This window comes from Sphingomonas chlorellae, assembly GCF_056485145.1.
Genome location: NZ_JBQXXM010000006.1, coordinates 82,653 through 105,125, shown reverse-complemented (window position 1 = coordinate 105,125; position 22,473 = coordinate 82,653). Strand labels below are relative to the sequence as shown.

The window sequence follows — 22,473 nt, the reverse complement described above, 5'->3', positions numbered from 1 at the left end:
CATATCGCCGTATGGCGTTTTCTCCGCAACAGGCGATCCTCGCGCTCGGCGACGGCTTTTACGATCCGGTCGAGCCGGCGCGCTTTCCGAGGACGATCCTGCGATTCCGCAACGATCGCGCGGCGGCACAGGTCGGGCTCGAAGCGCTCGACGACACGCAATGGCTCGCCCATTTCGCGCGCTTCGATCCGCTGCCGGGAAGCCTGCCCCGGCCGCTCGCGCTGCGTTACCACGGGCACCAGTTCCGCGTTTACAACCCCGAGATCGGCGACGGGCGCGGCTTCCTGTTCGCGCAGTTGCGCGACACGCGCGGCCGGCTGCTCGATCTCGGCACCAAGGGATCGGGACAGACGCCCTACAGCCGCTTCGGCGACGGCCGCCTGACGCTCAAAGGGGCGGTACGCGAGATTCTGGCGAGCGAGATGCTCGAGGCGCTCGGCGTCGAAACCTCACGAACCTTTTCGGTGGTCGAAACCGGCGAATCGCTCCAACGCAACGACGAGCCCTCGCCGACGCGCTCCGCGGTGCTGGTCCGGCTCAGCCACAGCCATATCCGCATCGGCACGTTTCAGCGGCTCGCCTATTTCCACGACACCGACGGGCTGGTCCGGCTCACGCGCTATGTCCTCCACCATTATTTCGGCGAACCGGCGGCACCGGCGATGCCCGACGACGAAGGCCTGCCCGCCGATCCTGAAGCGCCCGCGCGGCTGCTTGCCCATGTGGTCGCCGCCACCGCGCGGATGGCCGGCCAGTTCATGGCTGCCGGTTTCGTCCATGGCGTGCTCAACAGCGACAATATCAACGTCACGGGCGAGAGTTTCGATTACGGCCCCTGGCGCTTCACGCCGCGCTGGGACGAGGATTTCACGGCCGCCTATTTCGATCATGCCCGCCTCTATGCCTTCGGGCGCCAGCCCGAGGCGATCTACTGGGATGTCATGCAACTGGCCGTGGCCCTGCGCCTGATCGCCGACCAGGAGGCGCTCATCGCCGCGGTGGAAGGGTTCGCCGATGCCTTTCACCAGGCGTTCGGCCAGGCGGTGGCATGGCGGCTCGGGCTCGAACCCCGCGGCGGCGAGGCGGATATCGGCCTGGCGCGCGCGGTTCAGGGCGCGCTTTCGCGCACCGGAACGGCGATCGACGACTTTTTCTTCGCGGGGTTCGGCGGCAACCTGCCCGGCCATTATGGCGAGCCGTTCGACGGAATACGCCTGCGCCTGCGCGACTATGCCGTCCGCCGCAAGCGCGACCATCGCTACTGGGCCGACCCGCGGCCCTGCGGAATGCCGATCGAGGAGGTCGAGGCGATCTGGTCGCGCATCGCCGATGCCGACGACTGGGAGGCTCTTCACGCCAAGGTCGCCGCGATCCGGCGCATGGGCGAGGCGCTGGCCTGAGCCATCGCCCTCGCCCCGCCCGCCACGGCGGGCGGGACAGGTCTTGCGGTTTCGCAATGCGGCGGGGGTTGGCATCCCCCCCCTGTTTCGGGCAAGACCCCTCAAAATCTCCGGGAAGTCCGAAAACAAGATAATGCCCGCACAAGAGATCATTTCGACCGAACCCGCCACCGGCGCCGTCCTGTGGCGGCACCCGATCGGCGATGCCGATGCCGAAGTCGCCACTGCCCGCGCGAGCTGGGCCGAATGGGCGGCCCGCCCGCTCGCCTATCGGATCGAGGCGCTGCGGCGCTTCGCCAATGTCGTGCGGCAAAAGGCGGACGTGTTCACCGACCTGCTTGCGCGGGAAACCGGCAAGCCGGTGTGGGAAGCACGCACCGAAGTCGAATCGGTGATCGCCAAGGTCGATATTTCAGTCACCGCCTATTCCGAACGCACGGGGCAGCGCCGGATCGAGGCGCCGATGAACACGCGTCTCGCGCTGCGGCACAAGCCGCACGGCGTGCTGGCCGTGCTGGGGCCGTATAACTTCCCGGTCCATCTTCCCAACGGCCACATCGTTCCGGCGCTGCTCGCCGGCAACGCGGTGGTGTTCAAGCCGTCGGAAAAGACACCCGCTTCGGGCGCCTTCCTCGTCGAATGCTACCACGCCGCCGGGATTCCGGAGGGGTGCGTGCGCCTGCTGATCGGCGGCCCGGATCAGGGCAAGGCGCTTGCCGGCCATCCGGACATCGACGGCCTGCTGTTTACGGGTTCCGCGAACACCGGCATCGCGCTCAACCGACAGTTCGCGACCCGCCCCGAAAAGATTCTGGCGCTCGAAATGGGCGGCAACAACCCCATCATCGTCTGGGACACGCCCGATCTCTATTCGGCCGCCGTCCTTGTGGTGCAGTCGGCCTTCACCACCGCCGGCCAGCGCTGCACGGCGGCCCGGCGGCTGATCGTCGAGGAAAAGCTGTTCGAGCCGTTGATGGCCGAACTGATCCGCCTTGCCGATCGACTGATCGTCGGCGAACCGCATGCCGATCCCGCGCCCTTCATGGGGCCGGTGATCGACAACGACACGGCGGACATGCTTACCGAAAGCTTCGTCGCGCTGCTCACGCGCGGTGGCCGGCCGCTGCGCCACATGGCGCGCCCGATCGAAGGGCGGCCGTTCCTGACGCCGGGCATCCTCGACATGACAGAGGCAAGCGAGAAGCCCGATGTCGAGTTGTTCGGCCCGATCCTTCAGGTGATCCGCACCGACAGTTTCGAAGCTGCGATCGCCGAGGCGAACAACACCCGCTACGGCCTGTCGGCGAGCCTCGTCAGCCAGAATCCGCATCTCTACGATCAGTTCTGGGCCAATATCCGCGCCGGTATCGTCAACTGGAACAAGCCCACCAATGGCGCCTCGTCGGCCGCACCGTTCGGCGGCGTGGGCTGGTCGGGCAACCATCGGCCCAGCGCCTATTATGCCGCCGACTATTGCGCCTATCCGGTCGTCTCGTCCGAATCGGAACAGGCGCGCGCCGCGATCGGCATCGGGCTCCGCGACGCCTGACGATCGGAACGTCAACGCGGGCGGGCGCCACGATCGCGCGCCCGCGTTGCGCACGCCCTCTTGAACCCGGGATAGGCTCCGCCTAGATTGATCAGGCGGGACCGGGCCCCTCTGGCGGCGGCTTCTTGGCGAAGCCCCGTGATGTCGGACCGCATCGAGCAAGCTCGGTGCAGTTCGGTGGCCGTTTCCAGGCTCTCCTTCTACCGCCGGGCTTCTCGATCGATGCAACCATCGATTTGGAGTGGCACATGCGTGACTTCATTCTGCGGCTGATCGCCGCGCACCGCACCCTCAACCGCGAGATTCGCGCCGAACTGGCCCGCGCCGTCCCCGACGCGCTGCGGCTGCGCCAGTTGAAGAAACGGCGGCTCGCGATAAAGGACCGGCTTTTCCGCCGCGTTCCGGACGCGGGTGAGATGCGACGCCTGGCGCGCACCGCGTTACGCACCATGCCCAAGGCCTGAACGGAGTATTCCATGGATTCGCTTTCGCAGTTCAACCGCGACGCCGCCGGCGCGGCCCAGGCGCGTTTCGACGCGGGCCTGCGCCGCTACCTGCTCGGCGTCTATCGCAACATGGGCATCGGCCTCGCCGTCACCGGGCTGGTGGCCGCCGGCGTTGCCAGCGTGCCCGCGCTGACAGCGCTGATCTTCGGTACGCCGCTCAAATGGGTGGCGATGCTCGCGCCGCTGGCCTTCATCTTCTTCTTCACGTTCCGTGTCGACCGCATGACGGCCGCCGGTGCGCGCATGGCGTTCTTTGCCTTTGCCGGCGTGATGGGCGTGTCGATGGCGAGCATCTTTCTGGTCTTCACCGGCACCAGCATCGCCATGGCGTTCTTCGCGGCCGCCGCGATGTTCGCGGGGTTGAGCCTGTGGGGTTATACCACCGGACGCGACCTCAGCCGGATGGGCAATTTCCTGATGATCGGCCTGCTGGTCGTAATCGGCGTCAGCCTGGTCAACCTGCTGATCGGTTCGTCGATGCTTCAGACGCTGCTCTCGATCGCGGGCGTCGTGGTCTTCGCCGGTCTCACCGCATGGGACACGCAGCGGCTGAAAAGCGAGTATCTCGCCTATGCCGGCACGCAGGCGATCGATAAGCTTCAGGTGATGGGGGCTCTCAGCCTGTATCTGAATCTGATCAATCTGTTCCAGCTGCTGCTCGGGCTGCTGGGCCAGCAAGAGGAATAAGCGATGAACCGTGCGGGCGCGTCCGGCACCCTGTCCTTCCCGGCCCCGGCGGCCGATCTGCGCGCCCGCAACGGTTATCGTCGCTTCCTGTTCGGTGTGTTTCGGGCGCTCGCGCTCGGCTTCACGCTTGCGGCACTCGCCGCGCTGGCCATTACCGAGACACCGCGCCTGCACGATTGGCTGACGGGCAGCACCGTGCGATGGATCGTCGCCGTCCTGCCCTTCCTCACCACAATTCCGTTCGCGGGCCTCTTCAACCGGATGCCCAGTCGCACGCTGTTGCTCGCCTTTGCGCTCCAGTCGCTGCTGTTCGGGCTGGGCCTTGCGGCGATCTTCGCCGGTTTCGGCGCGCGCGCGGTCGAACTGGCGCTGTTCTCGACGGCGTCGCTTTTCGCGGGGCTGGGGCTCGTCTCGCGGCTCATCCCGCTGCCGTTGTCGCGGCTCGGCGTCTTTCTGATCGGCACGCCCATCGCTTCGCTGGTCGGACTAATGCTGTGGGCCGGCCTGCATGCCGGGACGAACCAGATCGCGCTTGCGGCCATCGCGATGGGCGGGTTCGGATTGGTCACGATCGTCCATCTCGGCTGTCTCAAACGCGCCTATTTCGCCCATGCCGGCCGCCAACCGCTGATCCGGCTGCAAATCCTCGGCGCGCTCGTGCTGTTCCTCGATCTGCTCAACCTGTTCCAGAACGCCTTCTGGGGGGCCGTCGCGATCGCCGGGGATGGCGACTGATCGCCGCCAATTCCCATCGCCACGCAAGGCTATAGCTGGACTTCCCCGCCCCCAAGCATCCGTCGGTTGTCGCAATGCCCGCCAGCCCGCATGTCCGGGCCATGGCAAGCTTACTGGATCCCACTTCGCGCGGTCGCGTGATCCTCGTCGGTGCCGGCCCCGGCGACCCGGGGCTGCTCACCGTCCGCGCAGTCGAGGCGTTGCGCATCGCCGAGGTCGTCGTCCATGACGGGCTCGTCGACCCCCGCGTGCTCGATCTGGCACCCCAGGCGCACCGCATCTCGGTCGCGAAGCAGCGCGCGCGCCATACGCTTCCGCAAAGCGCGATCAATGCGCTGATCGTCGCGCATGTCCGCACCGGCGCGATCGTCGTCCGGCTCAAGGGAGGCGATCCGTTCATCTTCGGCCGCGGCGGGGAAGAGGTCGAGGCGGTGCGCGCCGCCGGCCTTCCGGTCGAGGTGATCCCCGGGGTTTCCGCCGCGCTCGGCTGTGCCGCCGAAGCGATGCTGCCGCTCACCCATCGCGACTGGTCGAGCGCGGTCAGCTTCGTCGCCGGCCAGTGCAAGGGGCTCAGCGATCAGGACTGGTCGGGGCTCGCCGGTCGCGGCCGGACGCTGGTCATCTATATGGGCGTGGCCACGGCAGCCGCGATCGCCGACAAGCTGATGGCCGACGGCGTCGCCCCCGACATGCCCGTCGCCGTACTCGAACGCGGCACGCTCGACGGCCGCCGTGCGCTCCGCACGCTGCTTGCCGACCTGGGGGCGATGGTTGCCCGCGAAGGCGTCGGCAGTCCGGCGATCATCGTGGTCGGCGAGGTCGTGCAACTCGCCGACGCCGAGGACAAGCTCGGCCGCTGGGCCCGCGCCGCGGAGGCGATGGCGTGAGGCTGCTTACCGGCAACGATCTGCTCACCGGCGCAGTGACGTGGTGGACGGGCGAAGGCTGGTCGCCCGCCATTGCCGATGCCACGGACGTCGGTGAGCGGGGCGAGGCGCTCGCGCGGATCGAGGAGGCGGCGCAGCGCGTCGTCGGCGCGGTGGTGATCGATGCCAGCGCGACTCCCGATGGGCCGCGCCCGGCGCATATCAAGGATCGCATCCGTGCGACCGGCCCCACCGTCCGCCCGGATCTTGCGCTCGCACCGACCGACCCGGCGGCGGGGAGCTGGGTGATATGAACGGCGCCGGGCGGATGTCCCGCACCGCTTCACCCGCCGCGCCGCGCCTCGGCATCAACTCGCACTAGGGGCCGCCCGATGTACCGTTACGACGAATATGACCAGGCGATGGTCGATGCCCGCGTTGCCGAGTTCCGCGATCAGGTCGCACGGCGCCTTTCGGGCCAGTTGACCGAGGATCAGTTCAAGCCGCTGCGGCTGATGAACGGTCTCTATCTCCAGCTTCACGCCTATATGCTGCGCGTGGCCATTCCCTATGGCACGCTCGCCGCCGCCCAGATGCGCGTGCTCGCCCGCATCGCGCGCGAGCATGATCGGGGCTATGCGCATTTCACCACGCGCCAGAATGTCCAGTTCAACTGGATTCGGCTCGCCGACACGCCCGACATCCTGGCCGAACTCGCGCAGACCCAGATGCATGCCATCCAGACGTCGGGCAACTGCATCCGCAACATCAGTTCGGACCAGTTCGCGGGTGCGGCGGCCGACGAAGTGACCGATCCGCGCCCCTGGGCCGAGCTGCTGCGCCAGTGGAGCAGCTTCCACCCCGAATTCACCTACCTCCCGCGCAAGTTCAAGATCGCGGTGATCGCCAGCGAAACCGATCGCGCGGCGATGCGGCTGCACGACATCGGGCTCCAGATCATCGCGCGCGACGGCCGCCTGGGAGCGCGCGTCTTCGTCGGCGGGGGCATGGGACGCACGCCGATGATTGCGCCCGAAATCCGCGATTTCGTGCCCTATGAGGACTTCATCAGCTATCTCGAGGCATGCCTGCGCGTCTACAACCGCTATGGCCGGCGCGACAATCTGTACAAGGCGCGGATCAAAATCCTCATCCACGAAATCGGCGCCGAGCAGTATCGGCGCGAGGTAGAGGCGGAGTTTGCCGAGGTGAAGAAGCTCGGCATCGACCCGCCGCGCGCCGAGCTCGACCGGATCCGCGCGCATTTCGCCGATCCGCCGTTCGATCCCGCCGCCGCGCACGAACCCGATCGCAGCGATCCCGATTTCGCCGCATGGCTCGATCGTAACGTCCACGCGCATCGTCAGCCGGGCTACGCGATCGTCACGATCAGCCTCAAGCCCGTCGGCGGCATCCCCGGGGATGCCAGCGCAGCGCAGATGGACGCGATGGCCGACCTCGCCGAACGCCACAGCTTCGGCGAACTCCGCGTCACCCATGCACAGAACATCGTGCTGCCGCATGTCCGCCAGGACGCACTCTTCGCGCTGTGGCAAAGCTTGCGCGAGGTCGGGCTGGCCGAGGCCAATCTCGACCTCATCACCGACATCATCGCCTGCCCCGGCCTCGATTATTGCGCGCTCGCCAACGCGCGCTCGATCCCGCTCGCGCAAAAGATCGCCGCGCGTTTCGCCGACCGGGGGCGGCAACGCGAACTGGGCGAGCTCAAGCTCAAGATCAGCGGCTGCATCAATGCCTGCGGCCATCATCACGCCGGGCACATCGGCATCCTGGGCGTCGACCGGAAGGGGACCGAAAACTACCAGTTGCTGCTCGGCGGCTCGGGGGCCGAGGACGTCAGCCTCGGCAAGATCACCGGGCCCGGCTTCGACGAGGACGGCGTGGTCGACGCGATCGAGCGCGCGACGGAACTCTACCTTCGGCGCCGCGCGCCCGGCGAACGCTTTCTCGATACCTATCGCCGCGTCGGAATGGAGCCGTTCAAGGAGGCGATCTATGGCTGATGCCCTGCGCTTCCGCACCGACGCGGCACATGACGAGCCGGCGGTGACACTCGATGCGTTTCTCGGCCAGTCGAACGCAACCGCGGTGCGCGTCGAAGCGGGCGAGGATGTTCGTGTGCTCATCCCCCATCTCGACCGGATCGCGCTGGTCGAAATCAGCTTCCCGAGCTTCCGCGACGGACGCGGCTTCTCCTCGGCACGTATCCTGCGCGAGGCGGGCTATGTGGGCGAACTGCGCGCGCAAGGGGACGTGCTGCTCGATCAGCTCGTCGCCCTGCGCCGCTGCGGGTTCGACAGCATCGCCCCCGACACGCCGATCGACCCGGCGGCGGCGCAGGCGGCGCTCGACCGTTTCCCCTTCGCCTATCAGGCGGCGGCCGATGCCACGGCCCCGGTGTGGCGGTTGCGGCATGGCTGACGCAGGCATGCCCCGGTCGCGCGACCGGATCGACGTCGCGACCGCCGCCGACGCCGCAGCGGCCCGCGCGGCGGCGCTCGAGGCGCGCTTCGCCGGCATCGCCACGCCGGACATGCTCGCGACGCTGTTTGCGGAGGGATTGGCGGGCAAGGTCGCGGTGGTCTCGTCCTTCGGTGCCGAATCGGCGGTGCTGCTTCACCTTGTCGCGGCCGTCGACCCCGCGGTGCCGGTGCTGTTCCTCGACACCGGCCGCCATTTTGCCGAGACGCTGGCGTATCGCGATACGCTGGTCGCGCGGCTCGGGCTTCTCGACCTGCGCGTCATCGCCCCCGACCCGGCTGCGCTCGCCGCGCGCGATGCGAATGCATTGCGCTGGTCCTATGATCCTGACGGCTGCTGCGCGATCCGCAAGGTCGCGCCGCTGGCCGCGGGGCTCGCCGGTTTCGACGCCAGCATCACCGGCCGCAAGGCGTTCCAGGCGCACACCCGCACCGCGCTCGCCCGGTTCGAGGCCGATGGCGACCGGCTCAAGATCAACCCGCTCGCCGACTGGACGCGCGCCGACATCGACGCCTATTTCGCCGCGCACGCGCTGCCGCCGCATCCGCTGGTCGATCGCGGCTATCCGTCGATCGGCTGCGTGCCGTGCACCTCGATAGTTCAGCCCGGCGAGGATCCGCGCGCCGGGCGCTGGCGCGGCTGGCAAAAGACCGAATGTGGCATCCACAAGCCTGCGGGCGACGCCGATCCCGACCTGCCGGTATTTTGACCGGCCCGCAACGCCCGCGCCTCGTCAGTCGCCGAACGGCACCGCGTCCTCGGGCGCCAGATCGCTGAACTTGGTGAACTGGCGGTCGAACCGCATGTGCACCGACCCGGTCGCGCCGTGGCGCTGCTTGGCGATAATCACCGTCGCCTTGTTGGCCACCTGCAACTGCCGCGCCTGCCATTGTTCATAGGCGATGCGCTCCTCGGCGGTCTCGGTGCCGTCGGGGATCTTCGTCGGCGCCTTGAAGTCGTGATAATATTCGTCGCGATAGACGAACAGCACGATGTCGGCGTCCTGCTCGATCGACCCCGATTCGCGCAGGTCCGAAAGCTGCGGCCGCTTGTCCTCGCGGCTTTCGACCGCACGGCTCAGCTGCGACAGCGCCAGCACCGGCACGTTGAGCTCCTTCGCCAGCGTCTTCAGGCCGCGGCTGATTTCCGAAATCTCCTGGACGCGGCCGTCGCCCGCCGCCTTGCCGCTGCCCTGCAGCAGCTGGAGATAGTCGACGATGACCATCCCGATCTTGTACTGGCGCTTCATCCGCCGCGCGCGCGTGCGCAGCGCCGCGATCGTCAGGCCGGGGGTGTCGTCGATATAGAGCGGCAGGCGCTCGAGGTCGCCCGCGGCGCGCGCGAATTTCTGGAACTCGGTCGTGCTCAGATGCCCGGTGCGGATTTTCTCCGACACCACTTCGGCCTGTTCCGAAAGGATACGCATCGCAAGCTGGTCGGCCGACATTTCAAGGCTGAAGAACGCGACCGGCGCCCCGATCGACTTGTCCTCGGCGATGCCCGATTCCAGGTCGTCCATCCACCGCTTGGCGGCATTGAACGCGATGTTCGTCGCCAGCGAGGTCTTGCCCATGCCCGGGCGGCCGGCGAGGATCAGCAGGTCCGATCGGTTGAAACCGCCGGTCGAGGCATTCAGATCGGCAAGCCCCGTGGTCACGCCCGAAATGCCGCCGCCCGAATTCATCGCCTTTTCGGCCTGGCGCACCGCCAGCGTCGCGGCACGCGTGAACGATTTGACGCCCGCCTCGGTGCCGCCCTTCTCGGCGACTTCGTACAGCTTCAGTTCGGCCTGCTCGATCTGCTTCGCCGGGTTGATGTCCTGGCTCGTGTCGAGCGCGCCGTCGACCAGTTCGCGCCCCACGCTCACCAGCGCGCGCAGCTGCGCCAGGTCATAGATCTGGTCGGCAAAGGCGCGGGCGCCGATCAGGCTGGCGGGGTTGCCGGTCAACTGCGCGAGATAGGCCGGACCGCCCAGTTCCTTCATCGCCGCGTCGGTCGCGAACAGCGGGCGCAACGTCACCGGCGTCGCCAGCCGGTTGTCGCCCACCATCGTCGCGATCGCGTCATAGATGCGACCGTGCAGGGGTTCGAAGAAATGCTCCGGGCGCAGCTTTTGCAGCACATCCTCGGCCACGCGGTTGTCGATCATCATCGCGCCGAGCAGCGCGGCCTCGGCCTCGACATTCTGGGGAAGCGTGACGCCGCCTTCGGGCGTCTCGCGATTGGGAAAGGGGATCGGCTGGGCCATCCGCGCCTTGTCGCGCACCTGCCGCCCCGCCGCAACTCCCGGCCCTTGTGGAAAACGGGAATTGGACGCAAAGCAACGTTCCTATGGCCGACGCGCGGATCATCGACATCACCCTGGACGAGCGCACGATCCTGTGGCGGTCGGCCGATATCGAACAGGAACGGCGGATCGCGATCTTCGACCTGCTCGAAGACAATCATTTCGCCCCCCAGCGCAAGCATCCCGACGGCTATGCCGGCCCTTACCGGCTGCATCTGCGTGTCGAGGAAGGGCGGCTGGCGCTTGAAATCCGCCGCGCCGACGGATCGCCGCTCGAAACGATCGTGCTGGGGCTCGCGCGCTTCCGGCGGCCGATCAAGGAATATTTCGCGATCTGCGACAGCTATTATCAGGCGGTGCGGCACGCCTCGCCCGCGCAGATCGAAACGATCGACATGGCGCGGCGCGGCATCCACAACCAGGCCGCCGAACTGCTCAAGGAGCGGCTCGAAGGCAAGATCGACGTCGATTTCGACACGGCGCGCCGCCTGTTCACGCTGATCTGCGTCCTTCACATCAAGGGCTGACCGGCATGCTCGCACCCCTGCTTCGGCGGCACCCGCGCGCCGTGCTGGCGGTTGCGCTCGTGCTCGCGACGGCAATCGGCGCGGCATGGTACTGGGCGAGCGGCTGGGCGCCCGGGCAGCCGGCGGACCAGGGCGTCGACATCGGCGATTCGGACGGCGCGATCGACGGCTGGGCGCTGCGCCGCGCCGGCGCCCGCTTCGCCTATGTCGAGGCCAGCATCGGCGGCCGACGCGCAGCCGCGTTCGAGGGCAACTGGCAACGCGTCGGCGAGGCCGGTCTTCAGCGCGGGGCGCTGCACCGCTGGTCGCTGTGCGCCGATGCCGGGACGCAGATGGCGGCATTCATCACCACCGTCGCGCGCACCGATTCGCAGCTTCCGCCCGCCGTCGCGTTCGATCTCGACGATTCCGCCGATTGCGCCGTTCGCCCCGACCCGGCGGCGCTTCACGCGTCGGTCCGCGCGTTCCTGGCCGGGATCGAGCGTCATCTCGGCCGGCAGGCGATCCTGCGCATCTCGCCCGCGTTCGAACAGGCCTATCATCTCAGCGCCGCGATCGATCGCCCCCTCTGGGGCGTGCGCGACTTTTTCCCGCCGAATTACCTCGCGCGCGACTGGCGCTTGTGGCAGGCGAACGGCGCGCGCCGCGTTGCCGGCGTCGACCAAAGGCTCCATTGGGATGTTCGCAAGTGATGACCGATGATCGTGTGAAGACGCTGATCGAGGCCGCGCGCACCGCCGCGCGGCAGGCCCATGCCCCCTATTCGCGCTTCGGCGTCGGCGCGGCGCTGCGGCTGGTCGACGGCAGCGTCATCACCGGCACCAACTTCGAAAATGCGAGCTACGGCCTGTCGCTCTGCGCCGAAACGGTGGCGATCGCGACCGCCAACGCCCAGGGGCGGCTGGCCGACATCGTCGAGATCGCGATCATCGGCGGTCCGCTCACCGATGCCGGCCATCGCGGCACCGAACCGATCCTGCCCTGCGGTCGCTGTCGTCAGGTCATCAACGAGGCGGCGCAGATGGGCGGACGCGACATCGCGATCCATTGCGCGGGCGCCGAGGGCGACCGGGTCGCGCATTTCACGCTCGCCGAACTGCTCCCGCACGCGTTCGGGCCGGGCGATCTCGGCATCGTTCCCGCGCGCGCCTGACCGGCTTGCCGCGGCGAGCGCCCGCGGCAAAGCTCGCCCCTCATCCGAATCGGAGCCCCGAATGATCCTTTCCGACCGCTGGATTCGCGAACAGGCCCGCAACCACGGCATGATCGAGCCCTTTGTCGAGGCGCAGCGCCGCGACGGCTGCATCAGCTACGGGCTCTCGTCCTACGGCTATGACGCGCGCGTCGCCGACGAGTTCAAGATCTTCACCAATGTCGACAGCGCGATCGTCGATCCAAAGGATTTCGCGTCGAACAGCTTCGTCGACCGGCGCACCGACGTCTGTGTAATCCCGCCGAACAGCTTCGCGCTCGCGCGCACGGTCGAGTATTTCCGCGTCCCGCGCGACGTGCTCGTGATCTGTCTGGGCAAGTCGACCTATGCGCGCTGCGGCATCATCGTGAACGTCACCCCGCTCGAACCCGGCTGGGAGGGGCATGTCACGCTCGAATTCTCGAACACCACGCCCCTGCCCGCCAAGATCTACGCCAACGAGGGCGCGTGCCAGTTCCTGTTCCTCAAGGGGAACGAACCGTGCGAGACGAGCTACGCCGATCGCGCCGGCAAGTATATGCACCAGCTCGGCGTGACCCTGCCGCGGCTCTGACCGCGCACGGCGCGCCACCACCGCGACGGCGAGGGCGCGCGGTCGCGGCAGCGATTCAGCGCGCGGCGTCAGAACTCGTTCGCGCCAGATGCGCCAGTCCCGCCTGTGCGATCCGGTGCGATCCCGCGCTGTTCCCGTTGGCCAGGTCCATCAGCACGTCGGGCTGGTCGAGGACGCGACGATAAAGGTCACGCGCCGCGGCGGCGCGGCCGGTGCGGGCATAGACCACGGCCAGGTTGAGCAACGCCTCGGGCTGTGCGGGTTCGACGCGCAGCGCGCTCGCCAGCTGGCGTTCCGCCCGATCATAGGCGCCGCGTTCGATCTGCCCCGCCGCCACGGCCGGCGCGGGCTGCGTCTGGGCACGCGCCGGCAATGTCGCGGCGATCGTCGGGATCAGGGCAATGGCGGCACAGGCGGCAAGGGATGGGCGCATGGCAACTCTCCTGGCATCGGCGTCACGTTACGATGACGTGACTTTATGATGACATTTTTGTTACATTCCATCCCCCGACGCAAGTCAGGTCGGTTGCGGAGGGCGCCACCTCCCGCCGATACCGCCAGCCAGGGGTGTCGGCCCTCGCCTCCCCGCCCGCGCCACACCATCCGCTTGCAGGCAGCCCATCCTCACCCACGGCCCCCGCAGCGGGCCAAAAAAAAGGCGGCCCGAAGGCCGCCTTGCGTCAGTCATCGTCAGCGGCCGCCGGCCGCGAACGATCAGAAATCGTTGCGATACTGTTCGTTGCCGACGAAACCCAGCTTGGTCACGTTCGCACGCTTCACGATCGTCAGCACGCGGTCGACAACGTCGTAGCGCGCCTGCGGATCGGGCTGGAAGTGCAGCTCCGGCTCCGGATTGATCTGCAGCGACGCGTCAAGATACTGGCGCAGGCGCAGATCGTCGATCTGCTGGCTGTTCCAGAACACGTTGCCGTTGGCGTCGATGTACAGCTTGTTCTTCTGCGGCTCGACGATGTTCGCGGGCGGCGGGTTGCCGTTCTGCGGAAGATCGACCTTCACCGCATGGGTCTGGATCGGAATGGTAATGATGAACATGATGAGGAGCACGAGCATGACGTCGATCAGCGGCGTCGTGTTCATCTCCATCATCGGTTCGCCGTCGTCGCGGCCACCGCTCATTGCCATGGGGTGTAACTCCTAATTATCGCCGGCTTATTCGGCCGGAACCGTGCCCGGTTCGGGCTCGGAGATGAAGCCGACCTTCACGAAGCCCGCCATCTGCATGGTGTAGATGGTGCCGCCGATGCAGCGGTACGGCGTGTTGATGTCGCCGCGGATATGGACTTCGGGGAGTTCGAGACCCGCCGCGTTGGGACCACCCTGGCGGTTGATCTCGTCCTTCAGCTTCTTCACGCCCATGTCGAGCAGCTGCTGGTGCGTCACCGGGGTCATGCCCCAATAGACCTTGCACTGCCCGCCTTCGCCGGTGATCGCCAGAAGCACGTTTTCGGGCTTCGTCTCGGTCGGCTCGTACGGGTTCTTCGGCAGCTCGAGCTTAACGGACTGAACCACGACCGGAATAGCAATCAGGAAGATGATGAGGAGCACCAGCATGACGTCCACGAGGGGCGTCGTGTTGATGTCCGACATCGGAGTATCTTGGGTGGAATCTCCACCTACGCTCATCGCCATTGCGGCTAATCCTATTCTTGTCGCCTGCCCCCGGGGCGAACCCGGGCGGCTTGGGCCTGCCCCCGAAGGAAGCAGGCCCGGGTCCGTTCCTTAAGCGCGGGTCTGGGCGCCACCGGCCTGGCCGGCGGTCGTCGTCGCGGCCGGCTTGGCGGCCGGCGCAGCGGCGGGCTTCGCCTTCGCGACGGTCGGGCGGACGCGGCCGTCCGAAGCCAGGAAGCCGAGGACGTCGTTCGAGAACGCGCTCAGCTGCTCGGCGATCGCCTTGTTGCGGCGCTGCAGGAAGTTGTAGGCGAGCACGGCCGGGACGGCGACGATCAGGCCGAGCGCGGTCATGATGAGCGCTTCACCGACCGGACCGGCGACGGTGCCGATCGAAGCCTGGCCTTCCGCACCGATCTTGATCAGCGCGCGGAAAATGCCGACGACGGTACCGAACAGACCGATGAACGGCGCGGTCGCACCGACGGTCGCGAGGAAGGCGAGGCCGCCGGCGAGCACCGAGTTGATCGACGCTTCCGAACGCGCCAGCGAACCGTGCACCCAGTCATGCGCTTCGACCGGATCGGTCAGCAGCTTGTGCTGCTCCTGCGCGGACAGGCCGTCGTCGACGATCTGACGATACGCCGAGTCCTTCTCCAGCTTCGCGGCGCCTTCGCGCAGCGTGTTCAGGTTCCAGAACGACGCGCGGACGCGCTTGCCCTGGTTCAGGATCTTCTGCTGTTCGAACATCTTGGTGAACAGGATGTAGAGCGAGAAGAAGAGCATGCCGGTCAGGATGATGGCGGTGCTCCACGAAATCACGCCACCCTCGTTCAGAGCGTGGAGGATGTTGAAGTTGGCGCCCGGCGTGCCGGCGGCAAGAACGGTCGTGAGCATTTGTGGATCTTTCCTCTGAAAAAGTATCGCTTTGATCAAACGTCAAGCCGGTGCTGGCCCCGCGGCCATGCACCGGCCACCCATCAGTTGTTCGGCAAACGCCAGGTAAACCGGCCTGCGTAAGACGACGGAACCTTGTTTCCGCTGGTGTCCTCGGCCGGGTTAAACTTCGCACGGCGCTTGAGCAGCGAGCATGCGGTGCTGTCGAGAAGCGACGAGCCGCTCGACTGGGTCACCGTGCATTCGACGGCGCGACCGTTTGCGTCGACCGAAAGGCGGAACGCCGTCGTACCCTGCTGCTCCGCGCGGATTGCCGCTGCGGGATAGTCGTCGTTGGTCACCCAGCTACCCGGGGCACCCCGCGGGCTCACGCCCTTGGCGACGCGCGGCGGAGCCGGCGGCGACGGCGGTGCGGGCGGCGACGGCGGCGCCGGCGGGGCCGGCGGCGAAATCGGCGGGGCCGGCGGGATCACCGGGGTGGTGTTGATCTGGGGCGTCGGCTGCTGCACCTGCACCTGCGCCGGCGGCGTCACGACCTGCGTCGGCGGCGGCGGCACCGGAGTATCCGGGGGCGGGGGCGGCGGCGGTACTTCTTCGGGCGGGGGCGGTGGTTCGTCGACCTGGAAGGTCTTCAACTCCTCCGCCTTCTTCTTGATATACTGGTAAGCCAGGCCCGTGACAAAGGCATACCCCATGCCCGCCACGATGATTGCGACCAGGATGATCGCAACGAACCGGCTCCCAGTTACATTCCGGTCAGCGTAAGCCATGTCGGCAACGTCACTCCTCTAATTCGATGCGACCCTGGGCGGCGGATTGTCCCGCGCACAGTCCGCCCGCCGTTCACTGGTCAAAGCGCACGTTCGGCAGGGCACGAGTCTGTATCGTGGCACCCCGCGGTACGCAAACGCTTTGTCGGACCAAAAGGGCCTAGCGCCGCGGCATGACGGAATTATTTCTGTTTAAGCGGGCCCCGTTGGGCTATCGCAGCACCCATGAATCGAGCCAGTCTGTTAGCAATTTGTTGCGTTGCAGCGCCGCTGGCACTGCCCGCCAATGCGCGGGAATCCGCGCAGAATTCCGCCCCCGCCGCGGTCGACACGGTCGCCGCCGAACCCAGTTATGCGACGCTTGCCGGGCATGTCCTCGCGGCGCCGCTGGTGATCGATGCGAACGTTGTCAGCGCCGCTCGCGTCACCGGTCCACAGGCCGTCGGTACCGCTCCGGGACATGTCCGATTCTATATCGAGGCCCAGGTCGGCGCCCTGATTCGCGGCACAGATCCGCTCCCGGCGCATATCGGGTATGTTGCGGATGTCGCGGTCGATGCGCGCGGTCGCGTGCCCCGGCTGCGCAAGCAGCGGATGCTGCTCTTCGCGCGCGCCCTGCCCGGCCGCCCGGGTCAGGTCCAGCTCGCCGGCGCCGATGCCCAGCTCGCCTGGACGCCCGATCTCGATGCGCGCGTGCGGTCGATCACGCGTGAGGTGGTCGCACCCGATGCGCCGCCGGCGATTACGGGAATCGGCAACGTCTTCCACGTCCCCGGCACGCTGCCGGGCGAGGGTGAGACGCAGATCTTCCTGCTTACCCAGACCGACGCGCCGGTATCGCTCCAGATCCTGCGTCGTCCGGGTGAACAGCGGCGCTGGGCGGTCGCGCTTGGCGACATCGTCGATGAGGCGGCGGGGCCGCCGCGGCGCGACACGCTGCTCTGGTATCGCCTCGCCTGCGGCCTTCCCGCGACGCTCCCCGATACCAGCTTCGACGGCGCCGATCCGGCCAATGTCGCGGCGGCGCGCGAGGATTATGCCTTTGTCCGGGCGGCGCTCGGCCCCTGTCGCTGAACGACGCCCCGTTCGCCCCGGCCCTTCCCGGCCGGGGCGGCGGCCTCAACGGCGGTGGCGCACCAGCGTGATGCCGATCGATTCGTTATGCTCGGCGATCGCCAGCTTGACGATGCGCACCTCGACGCGCCGCACGCGCGCGTCCTGGATGAACAATGTCTGGCAGATATGGTCGGCAACTGCCTCGATCAGCGTGAAATGTACGTCCTTGGGCAGCGCGTCGGTCGCGGCATGCTTCAGGTCGATATAGCTTTTGGACGCGCTCAGCGGCGTTTCCGGATCGAAACGCTCGGGCAGGTCGAGATCGGCCGTCACCGAAATGCGCAGCGGCTGCGGCAGATGCGTTTCTTCCGAATAGATTCCGGTCAGGATCTCGACTTCGAGATCATGGACCTGGAGCTGAAGCAGATCGGGCAATCTGGGGCCTTTCGCGGGAGGGGTTGCGCGGGCGCCTTTAGCAGAAGCCGCCTGGGTTGAAAGCCCGGGGTCGCGCGGTCGCGCGTCGTCGCTGCCACGATCCGGGCTTGTTTCGTCACAATCGGGCGGTAAAGCGCGCCACCCGCGGGCGCGAATCGGATGCGCCCGGTTGCAAGGACAAAGAGGTGACCGCACTCGTACCGCTCGACCAGATCCCGTCCGACGCCGTGGAGGCGCTGCTCGACCGCGCTTTCGGTCCGGACCGGCGATCGCGAACGGCGTATCGGGTGCGCGCGGGAACCACGCCGATCCCCGAACTCAGCTTCGCCGCCTGCGCACCCGACGGGGCGCTGCTCGGCACGATTCAGTGCTGGCCGGTCGCGCTCGCCTGCGACCGCGGCGGGCATGTGCCGATGGTCATGGTCGGCCCCGTCGCCGTCGAGCCCGATCGGCAACAGGGCGGCATCGGCCGCCAGCTCGTCGCGCGGACGCTTCAGGCCGCGGCGACTTCGGCCGACGCGGGGGCCGATGCGCTGATGCTGATCGGCGATCCCGAATATTATGGCCGCTTTTTCGGCTTCACCGCCGATCGCACCGGCGGCTGGCGGATGCCGGGGCCGTTCGAGGCGCGCCGCCTGCTCGCGCTCGGCAGCGCGGTTCCCGACGGCACCGGGCTGCTCGTGCCGCGCCCGGCGGAACAGGGCTGACGCCGCCCCCTGGGTTGAGGCGGCGGGCCGGCTCGCCTAACTGAAGGGGATGCCGCTCCCCCCGCCCCCCGACTTCGCCGGCCTCAGCCTTGCCGAGATCGCCCGTCTCGCCGATGCGAAGCAGTTGCCGCCGGTCGATCGCTGGAACCCTTCGCATTGCGGGCACAGCGAGATGCGGATCGCGCGCGACGGCACCTGGTATCACCAGGGCGCGCCGATCCGGCGGCCGGCGATGGTCCGGCTCTTTTCCACGATCCTGCGCCGCGAGCCCGACGGGCGGCATGTGCTCGTCACGCCGGTCGAAAAGCTCGACATCGACGTCGAGGACGCGCCTTTCGTCGCGGTCGAAATGAAGCGCGAGGGCGAAGGTGCGGCGATGCGCCTCGCCTTCCGGCTCAACACCGGCGACATCGTCGCGGCCGGCCCCGATCATCCGCTGCGCCTCGTCGTGCGCGACGACGGCGATGCGGCCGGTGAAGAGGCGCGCCCCTATCTCGTCGTGCGCGGCGGGCTCCTCGCGCTGCTCGCGCGCCCGGTCTATTACGAACTCGCCGAAATCGCGCTGTCGAACGGCAGCGCGCCCGCCGGGGTGTGGAGCGACGGCGCCTTCTTCGCGCTCGAACCCGATATGGCGGATGCCGCCGCGCATGGAGGCGCCGCGTGACGCTGGCCGAGCGGCTGCGCGGCGCGCTCACGACCGACCATCCGCTTCCGCCCGATCTCTGGCCCGGCGATCACGGGCCGGACACGCTGCTCGCCGTCGATGCGCCGCCGCCCCGCCCTGCCGCGGTGCTGATCGGCGTCACCGATCGGCGCGATCCGGGCGTCATCCTGACGCTCCGCAACGCCAGCCTGCGCCGCCATGCCGGCCAGATCGCCTTTCCCGGCGGGCGGGTCGATCCGGGCGATGCCGATGCGGTCGCCGCGGCGCTGCGCGAGGCGGAGGAGGAGATCGCGCTTCCCGGCCGGCTGGTCGACGTGATCGGCACCGCCGATCGCTACCGCACGATCACGGGCTTCGACGTGACGCCGGTGCTCGGCGTCGTCCCGCCCGACCTGCCGCTCGTTCCGGCCGAAGCCGAAGTTGCCGATGTGTTCGAGGTTCCGCTGGACTTTCTGCTCGATCCCGCCAACCAGCACCGCGCCAGCGTGTTCCATGACGGGCGCGAGCGGCACTATTTCGAAATCCTGTGGGGTGATCGCCGGATCTGGGGTGCCACGGCGGCGATGCTCGTCAATCTTTCACGGCGACTGCGATGGAAACCATGATTCTTCCCGATGCCGAGTGGCGCCGTCGCCCGGGGCTCGACCGGCTGGTGGCCGCGCTGGGCGACGCGCGCTTCGTCGGCGGCTCGGTGCGCGACACGCTGCTCGGCCTGCCGGTCGCCGACATCGACGTCGCCACGCCGCTCGCGCCCGAAAACGTGATCGAGCGCCTCCGCGCGGCGGCGATCCGGGTCGTGCCCACCGGGCTCGCGCACGGCACGGTGACGGCGGTGCTCGACGGCGGCCCGGTCGAGGTGACGACGCTTCGCCACGATGTGGCGACCGACGGCCGCCATGCCACCGTTGCGTTCACCGCCGACTGGCGCGCCGATGCCGCGCGGCGCGACTTCACGATGAATGCGCTCTACGCCGATCCTGCGAACGGCACGATTTTCGATTTTTTCGGCGGAATCGACGACCTGTTTTCACGCCAGGTGCGCTTTATCGGCGATCCTTTGCGGCGAATTGCCGAGGATCATTTGCGAATCCTACGCTTTTTCCGCTTCCTCGCGCGCTTCGGCGACACGCCCGATGCCGACGCGCTCGCGGCCTGCACGGCCCGCGCGCGCGATCTGATGGCGCTCTCGCGCGAACGCATCGCCGACGAATTGACCAAGCTCCTCGTCGCGCGCGACGCCCCGCGCGTCGTCCGGCTGATGGTCGAGCACGGCATTTTCGCGCCGGTTCTCCCCGAAATCGACGCCGACGGCGCGGCGCGCCTCGACACGCTCGCGGCGGCGGAGGCCCAAGCCGGGATCGCCGCGTCGGCCATTCGCCGCCTCGCCGCGCTGCTCCCGCCTTCGGACGCCGTCGCAACCGCGGTCGGCGCCCGGCTCAAGCTCTCGAACGCGAACCGCAAGCGCCTCGCGGCCGCCGCCCGCCCGCTCGCGATCGCCGACGCGCGCGAGGCCGCGTACCGGCTGGGGCGCGAAAATGCGGTCGATGCGCTGCTGCTTGCCGGCCGCATCGCCGATGCCGCCGCGATGGCCGAATGGGATGTGCCGCGCCTGCCGCTCGGCGGCGGCGCGCTGGTGGCACGCGGGCTTGCGAAGGGGCCGGAGGTCGCGCGCGCGCTCCACGCGGTCGAGGATCGCTGGATCGCCGAGGGTTTCCCCGGCGAGGCCCGCGTCGCTCAGTTGGCCGACGAGGCGGTCACCGCCCTGTTGCAGCCGTCGAGCATCGCGAACGCCGCCGGCTCCTCCAGCGGGCGCGCATAGAGAAAGCCCTGGCCATAGCTGCAGCCCAGCGCCGCAAGCGTCTGGGCCAGCTCGTTGTTCTCGATCCCCTCGGCGGTCGTCCGCATCCCCAGCGCCTGGGCAAGCGACAGGATCGCACGCACGATCGCCAGCTTGTCGCGGTCGGCGAGCATGCCTGAAACAAAGCTGCGGTCGATCTTCAGAATGTCGATCGGCAGGCGCTGGAGATAGGCGAGGTTCGAATAACCGGTGCCGAAATCGTCCATCGCCAGCGTCGTGCCCAGGCTCTTCAGCGCAAGCATCGTCTGGCTGATGCGGTCGGGGTCCGAAACGATCGCGCTTTCGGTCAGCTCGAGGATCATGCGGCTGCCGCAGACCCGGTGCCGGTCGAGCACGGCCTTGACCATTTCGGGCACACGGTCGCGCTGCAACTGGATCGCCGAGAGGTTGACCGAGAAACGGACGCCGCAATCGCCGCCCGCCATCGCGTCCCACCGCGACAGCGTCCGTGCCGCCTCTTCCATCGCCCAGCGCCCCAGCGGCACGATCAGCCCCGATTCCTCCGCCACCGGAATGAAGTCGTTGGGCGAAAGTTCGACGCCATGCTCGTTGGTCCAGCGCGCCAGCGCCTCGAACGACACGATCCGCCCCGTCGAAAGGTCGCAGATCGGCTGATAGGTCAGGCGCAGCTGGCCGCCGTCGATCGCCCGGCGCAGCTCGGTCTCGATCCCGAACTGCTCGCGCGCGATGTCGAACGCCCGCGTGTGATACACTTCGGTGCGGCCGCTCTTTTTCGACCGCTTGACCGCGAACTGGGCGTGGCGGATCAGATCCTCGGGGTCGCCGTCATTGTCGGCGCCCAGCGCGATCCCGATCGAGCATTCGACGCGGATTTCGAAGTCCGAAAGCCGGAACGGCGTCGAAAGCGCCCCCTGGATGCGCTTGGCGACATGGAGTGCATCGCTCGCCCCCTGGTCGAGCGTCAGCAGCACGCCGAATTCGTCGCCTCCCATCCGCGCCAGCACGTCGCGGCTGCGCAGCGCCCCCTTCAGCCGGCGAGCGACCGAAATCAGCAGCTCGTCGCCTGCCAGCCCGCCCATACAGGCGTTGATCCGGCTGAACCGGTCAAGGTTGATGACCAGCACGGCATAGCCGTCGGCATTGTCGGGGCCGATCAGCGCCTCGATCTCGTCGGCAAATCCCGAACGGTTGGGCAACCCCGTCAGGCTGTCGGTCGCCATTTCGCGGCGCAGGCTGTGTTCGGTGCGCAACTCCGACGTCTGGTCGACCAGGCTCACCAGGCAGCGGTTCGTGCGTTCTCCCTGCGGCCGGCGCGCGAACATCACGCGGAAATTGCGGTAATCGACCTCGTCGCCGAACTGCCAGACGATCTCGCAGTTATTCTCGCCGGAATCGAAAAAGCGACGCAGCCGAGGCCCGAGCAACCGGATCAGCGGCGACTCGTCGGCCGACGTGCCGATGCCTGCCATCCGGAAGCGCTGGTTGGTCGCCGCAAATACGAAGCGCCCCGCCTCCAGATCGATCACCGCCGCCGGAATGGGCAGCAGGTCGAGAACGGCGTCACTGGCCAGCGCTTCTTCGGGCGGAACCGGCGCCGCGGGCGGAACCGGCTCCACGGCGGCGAGATGAAAAGAAAGGGGCCGGGGCAAGGGCATAGCCCGCGGGACTTAG

At 68.0% G+C, this 22,473-nt stretch carries 27 protein-coding genes; 19 read left to right on the top strand and 8 right to left on the bottom strand.

Annotated elements, in window-relative coordinates:
* Window positions 1–11 precede the first annotated feature (11 nt).
* From ACT3CF_RS15585 to ACT3CF_RS15540, 10 genes are all read left to right on the top strand, one after another.
* Window positions 12–1,400 carry a protein adenylyltransferase SelO family protein gene (locus ACT3CF_RS15585; RefSeq protein WP_478424299.1) on the top strand — a complete coding sequence of 463 codons (1,389 nt, stop codon included), beginning with the start codon at window positions 12–14 and terminating at the stop codon, window positions 1,398–1,400.
* Window positions 1,401–1,533: 133 nt separating this feature from the next.
* Complete coding sequence (gene astD / locus ACT3CF_RS15580) at window positions 1,534–2,949, top strand: succinylglutamate-semialdehyde dehydrogenase (RefSeq protein ID WP_478424298.1); 1,416 nt, start codon at window positions 1,534–1,536, stop codon at window positions 2,947–2,949.
* Between the two features lie 167 nt (window positions 2,950–3,116).
* Entirely contained in the window at window positions 3,117–3,413 is a 297-nt protein-coding gene (locus ACT3CF_RS15575) for an HP1242/YdcH family protein (RefSeq protein ID WP_478424296.1), read from the top strand.
* A gap of 12 nt (window positions 3,414–3,425) precedes the next feature.
* Window positions 3,426–4,142 (top strand): Bax inhibitor-1/YccA family protein, encoded by a 717-nt coding sequence (locus tag ACT3CF_RS15570; RefSeq protein WP_478424295.1) that lies wholly within the window; start codon window positions 3,426–3,428, stop codon window positions 4,140–4,142.
* A gap of 3 nt (window positions 4,143–4,145) precedes the next feature.
* Window positions 4,146–4,877: a Bax inhibitor-1 family protein gene (locus ACT3CF_RS15565; RefSeq protein ID WP_478424294.1), complete on the top strand. Its 732-nt coding sequence runs from the start codon at window positions 4,146–4,148 to the stop codon at window positions 4,875–4,877.
* Window positions 4,878–4,978: 101 nt separating this feature from the next.
* On the top strand, window positions 4,979–5,764 hold the full coding sequence (gene cobA / locus ACT3CF_RS15560) for a uroporphyrinogen-III C-methyltransferase (protein ID WP_478424292.1): 786 nt from the start codon (window positions 4,979–4,981) through the stop codon (window positions 5,762–5,764).
* Window positions 5,761–6,057, top strand: a complete 297-nt coding sequence (locus tag ACT3CF_RS15555; protein ID WP_478424290.1) for a DUF2849 domain-containing protein — start codon at window positions 5,761–5,763, stop codon at window positions 6,055–6,057. Before cobA ends, ACT3CF_RS15555 begins: the two co-directional genes overlap by 4 nt.
* A 78-nt stretch (window positions 6,058–6,135) precedes the next feature.
* Complete coding sequence (locus ACT3CF_RS15550) at window positions 6,136–7,767, top strand: nitrite/sulfite reductase (RefSeq protein WP_478424289.1); 1,632 nt, start codon at window positions 6,136–6,138, stop codon at window positions 7,765–7,767.
* The gene (locus ACT3CF_RS15545) at window positions 7,760–8,185 is read left to right on the top strand and encodes a DUF934 domain-containing protein (RefSeq protein ID WP_478424287.1); all 426 of its coding nucleotides are present in this window, start codon (window positions 7,760–7,762) and stop codon (window positions 8,183–8,185) included. Before ACT3CF_RS15550 ends, ACT3CF_RS15545 begins: the two co-directional genes overlap by 8 nt.
* Complete coding sequence (locus ACT3CF_RS15540) at window positions 8,178–8,954, top strand: phosphoadenylyl-sulfate reductase (protein WP_478424285.1); 777 nt, start codon at window positions 8,178–8,180, stop codon at window positions 8,952–8,954. The genes ACT3CF_RS15545 and ACT3CF_RS15540 overlap by 8 nt, the downstream gene beginning before the upstream one ends.
* 24 nt (window positions 8,955–8,978) lie before the next feature.
* Here ACT3CF_RS15540 and ACT3CF_RS15535 read toward each other — a convergent pair whose 3' ends face one another.
* Entirely contained in the window at window positions 8,979–10,493 is a 1,515-nt protein-coding gene (locus ACT3CF_RS15535) for a replicative DNA helicase (protein WP_478424468.1), read from the bottom strand.
* A gap of 83 nt (window positions 10,494–10,576) precedes the next feature.
* Between ACT3CF_RS15535 and ACT3CF_RS15530 the strand changes: the two genes are divergently transcribed.
* The 4 genes from ACT3CF_RS15530 to dcd all read left to right on the top strand — a co-directional run bounded on the left by ACT3CF_RS15530 (window position 10,577) and on the right by dcd (window position 12,825).
* Entirely contained in the window at window positions 10,577–11,059 is a 483-nt protein-coding gene (locus tag ACT3CF_RS15530; protein WP_478424283.1) for a UPF0262 family protein, read from the top strand.
* 5 nt (window positions 11,060–11,064) lie between these two features.
* The gene (locus ACT3CF_RS15525) at window positions 11,065–11,751 is read left to right on the top strand and encodes a GH25 family lysozyme (protein ID WP_478424281.1); all 687 of its coding nucleotides are present in this window, start codon (window positions 11,065–11,067) and stop codon (window positions 11,749–11,751) included.
* Entirely contained in the window at window positions 11,751–12,212 is a 462-nt protein-coding gene (locus ACT3CF_RS15520) for a cytidine deaminase (RefSeq protein ID WP_478424279.1), read from the top strand. Before ACT3CF_RS15525 ends, ACT3CF_RS15520 begins: the two co-directional genes overlap by 1 nt.
* Window positions 12,213–12,273: 61 nt before the next feature.
* Entirely contained in the window at window positions 12,274–12,825 is a 552-nt protein-coding gene (dcd, locus tag ACT3CF_RS15515) for a dCTP deaminase (RefSeq protein WP_478424277.1), read from the top strand.
* Between the two features lie 55 nt (window positions 12,826–12,880).
* On the opposite strand, the gene ACT3CF_RS15510 is transcribed toward dcd, so the two are convergent.
* From ACT3CF_RS15510 to ACT3CF_RS15490, 5 genes are all read right to left on the bottom strand, one after another.
* A complete protein-coding gene (locus tag ACT3CF_RS15510) occupies window positions 12,881–13,258 on the bottom strand; it encodes a tetratricopeptide repeat protein (protein ID WP_478424275.1) in 378 nt (125 codons plus the stop codon).
* A 281-nt stretch (window positions 13,259–13,539) separates the two neighbouring features.
* On the bottom strand, window positions 13,540–13,968 hold the full coding sequence (locus ACT3CF_RS15505; protein ID WP_478424273.1) for an ExbD/TolR family protein: 429 nt from the start codon (window positions 13,966–13,968) through the stop codon (window positions 13,540–13,542).
* Window positions 13,969–13,995: 27 nt separating this feature from the next.
* Complete coding sequence (locus ACT3CF_RS15500; protein WP_478424271.1) at window positions 13,996–14,475, bottom strand: ExbD/TolR family protein; 480 nt, start codon at window positions 14,473–14,475, stop codon at window positions 13,996–13,998.
* A gap of 90 nt (window positions 14,476–14,565) precedes the next feature.
* Window positions 14,566–15,351: a MotA/TolQ/ExbB proton channel family protein gene (locus ACT3CF_RS15495; protein ID WP_478424466.1), complete on the bottom strand. Its 786-nt coding sequence runs from the start codon at window positions 15,349–15,351 to the stop codon at window positions 14,566–14,568.
* Window positions 15,352–15,434: 83 nt separating this feature from the next.
* Window positions 15,435–16,121, bottom strand: coding sequence for an energy transducer TonB (locus ACT3CF_RS15490; protein ID WP_478424270.1), 687 nt, complete (start codon window positions 16,119–16,121; stop codon window positions 15,435–15,437).
* Window positions 16,122–16,346: 225 nt separating this feature from the next.
* On the opposite strand from ACT3CF_RS15490, the gene ACT3CF_RS15485 reads away from it, so the two are divergent.
* Window positions 16,347–17,195: a hypothetical protein gene (locus ACT3CF_RS15485; protein ID WP_478424268.1), complete on the top strand. Its 849-nt coding sequence runs from the start codon at window positions 16,347–16,349 to the stop codon at window positions 17,193–17,195.
* A 45-nt stretch (window positions 17,196–17,240) separates the two neighbouring features.
* On the opposite strand, the gene ACT3CF_RS15480 is transcribed toward ACT3CF_RS15485, so the two are convergent.
* Entirely contained in the window at window positions 17,241–17,612 is a 372-nt protein-coding gene (locus tag ACT3CF_RS15480) for a dihydroneopterin aldolase (RefSeq protein WP_478424267.1), read from the bottom strand.
* Between the two features lie 185 nt (window positions 17,613–17,797).
* Between ACT3CF_RS15480 and ACT3CF_RS15475 the strand changes: the two genes are divergently transcribed.
* The 4 genes from ACT3CF_RS15475 to ACT3CF_RS15460 are packed head-to-tail and all read left to right on the top strand — an operon-like array spanning window position 17,798 to window position 20,802.
* Window positions 17,798–18,319: a GNAT family N-acetyltransferase gene (locus tag ACT3CF_RS15475; protein WP_478424266.1), complete on the top strand. Its 522-nt coding sequence runs from the start codon at window positions 17,798–17,800 to the stop codon at window positions 18,317–18,319.
* A 49-nt stretch (window positions 18,320–18,368) separates the two neighbouring features.
* Entirely contained in the window at window positions 18,369–18,983 is a 615-nt protein-coding gene (locus ACT3CF_RS15470; RefSeq protein WP_478424264.1) for a DUF1285 domain-containing protein, read from the top strand.
* A complete protein-coding gene (locus tag ACT3CF_RS15465) occupies window positions 18,980–19,588 on the top strand; it encodes a CoA pyrophosphatase (RefSeq protein ID WP_478424262.1) in 609 nt (202 codons plus the stop codon). The genes ACT3CF_RS15470 and ACT3CF_RS15465 overlap by 4 nt, the downstream gene beginning before the upstream one ends.
* Window positions 19,576–20,802, top strand: coding sequence for a CCA tRNA nucleotidyltransferase (locus tag ACT3CF_RS15460; protein WP_478424260.1), 1,227 nt, complete (start codon window positions 19,576–19,578; stop codon window positions 20,800–20,802). Before ACT3CF_RS15465 ends, ACT3CF_RS15460 begins: the two co-directional genes overlap by 13 nt.
* Here the strand turns inward: ACT3CF_RS15460 and ACT3CF_RS15455 are convergent.
* Window positions 20,718–22,457, bottom strand: coding sequence for a putative bifunctional diguanylate cyclase/phosphodiesterase (locus tag ACT3CF_RS15455; protein WP_478424258.1), 1,740 nt, complete (start codon window positions 22,455–22,457; stop codon window positions 20,718–20,720). The genes ACT3CF_RS15460 and ACT3CF_RS15455 overlap by 85 nt on opposite strands.
* Window positions 22,458–22,473: the final 16 nt, after the last annotated feature.